Here is a 363-nt window from a genome sequence, read left to right as displayed (position 1 = left end):
GATCCCATTCCGAACTCAGAAGTGAAACACAGTATCGCCGATGGTAGTGTGGGGTCTCCCCATGCGAGAGTAGGTCATTTCCAGGCGCCTAATTGACTTGAAAGAGTCGTGAAACAGCCCGCTATTATGTAGCGGGCTTTTTTACGTCTGTCATTTAACGACAAGTAGGCTTGGTTAATATGAGCATAATGCTTGTGTGGACGATATACCCATGCGAAATAGGTCATTTTCAGGCGCCTAATACCATTTACATTAAATATGTGATCTAATTGCTCGTCATTTCCTTACTTCAGTATCGATGAATAATCTCAATCTTGCAGCATTAGTTAAATCTGAGAAACGCGCACGTAAACGTATGCGTTA

At 42.4% G+C, this 363-nt stretch carries 1 rRNA gene; it reads left to right on the top strand.

Features of this window, described 5'->3' with window-relative positions:
• A 5S ribosomal RNA gene (gene rrf / locus H5181_RS20395) occupies positions 1 to 86 on the top strand; the annotation flags it as partial.
• Between the last annotated feature and the right edge of the window lie 277 nt (positions 87 to 363).

Source organism: Shewanella sp. SG44-2 (assembly GCF_014164215.1).
Taxonomy (GTDB): Bacteria; Pseudomonadota; Gammaproteobacteria; order Enterobacterales; family Shewanellaceae; genus Shewanella; species Shewanella frigidimarina.
This window is presented reverse-complemented; position numbering and strand designations above follow the sequence as displayed.